This window comes from Anoxybacillus andreesenii (assembly GCF_030813005.1).
Classification (GTDB): Bacteria; Bacillota; Bacilli; order Bacillales; family Cytobacillaceae; genus Robertmurraya; species Robertmurraya andreesenii.
This window is the reverse complement of the sequence record NZ_JAUSTU010000074.1, coordinates 1-1,372: the sequence shown is the minus strand read 5'-3', so window position 1 is coordinate 1,372 and position 1,372 is coordinate 1. Positions and strand designations below refer to the sequence as shown.

1 protein-coding gene is annotated in these 1,372 nt (G+C 47.4%); it reads right to left on the bottom strand.

Going from position 1 to position 1,372, the window contains the following annotated elements; genetic code table 11:
• Positions 1-224: 224 nt before the first annotated feature.
• Positions 225-1,268, bottom strand: coding sequence for an IS30 family transposase (locus tag J2S07_RS21800; protein WP_307152465.1), 1,044 nt, complete (start codon positions 1,266-1,268; stop codon positions 225-227).
• Positions 1,269-1,372 lie beyond the last annotated feature (104 nt).

Below are 1,372 nucleotides of genomic sequence, written 5' to 3'. Positions count from 1 at the left end.
TCTTAAATTGCAATATTAAATGCAACATTTAATGAAATACCAGTAAACCCATGATTAAATAGACTGGGATACTTTGCGCAACTTTACATGGAGTGGCAGGCATGGTAGCCTCATCGGCACAGCCAGATTATTTATAAAATCTGGCTTCCTGGCTGGGGAGCCATGCCTGTAGAGGCTCCGTGTCAAGTTGCTAAACACGAAGCAAACATCCCCCACTGACAAACTTAACCAACCAACCGTACTAGCTCCTCCTTAAAGCATTCTTCGGGTGTCTTGTAACCGAGAATCTTGCGGGGGAGGTGGTTACACCAGTTCTGGATATAGGAAATGGTTTCATCCGCTACTAAGGAGATGGCCCTCCCTTTCGGGATAAAGCGCCGGATCAAGCCGTTGTGGCGTTCGTTAGTCCCCCTTTCACAGGAAGTATAGGGGTGGGTGAAATAGATATCTGTCCCGTCCTTTTCAACAGAAGTAGCCAGTTCGGAAAACTCGGAACCATTGTCAGACGTAATGGTCTTGAACACTTTAGGAAAAAGGGGGCCATATACTTCTTTCAGGCCAGATAGTAGCTCATTGACGGAAGGGGCGTCCTTCGCATCGGCTCTTAAGATAATTTCCTCTCGTGTCTTTCGTTCTGTTAAAGTGAGGAGGGCCTGGTCGTTCGACTTTTTACCGATGACGGTATCAATTTCCCAGTGGCCGAACTCCTGGCGATCGGCCACTTCTACTGGACGCTCCTCGATACTTCGGCCCAACACCCTTTTATTCTTACGGGTTCTTTTCTTCCTTGTGTTCAAGCGGACTTTCATGGGCAGGTCAATATTTTTGACGCCAATTAGCCCCATGTCAATGTAGTTGTAGAGTGTCTTCGTGCAGACACGGGTACCTTCAAAGTGGCTCTCACGCCTGGCCCACCCGCAAACAGCGTCAGGTGACCAATCTTCTTCAAGAATTTTATGTTCAGCAAATGAGATGAAACCCGAAGCCTCATCCAGCTTGATTTTGCGGCCGCAGGCTTTCCTGTTCCTCTCGTAAATCAGCTGGCCAGTGTCTGGAAAATAGACTTCAATCAGCTTGCCGTTCGATTTCCTTTGGGGGACGGTGCCTCGCTTCAACTCACGGGAAATAGTGCTCTTATGGCAGCCGACAGCCTCAGCGATGGCCTGCATGGACTTTCCTTCTGTGCGAAGGGCTGCGATCATTCCGCGGTCATAGGCGGTAAGATGTTTAAAACTACGTTTTTCTGTGGTAGAATGAGACTGAGCCATAGATAAACCTCCGTTATGATTGTGTTTTCGTCGACTTAATCATACACGGTTTATCGTGGCTTTTTCATTTATTTAGCTTGTTGCATTTGATTATACAACTAGCC

Bases quoted from the DNA above. Each gene is read 5' to 3' on its own strand.
- J2S07_RS21800 (WP_307152465.1), bottom strand. From the start codon at position 1,268: ATGGCTCAGTCTCATTCTACCACAGAAAAACGTAGTTTTAAACATCTT.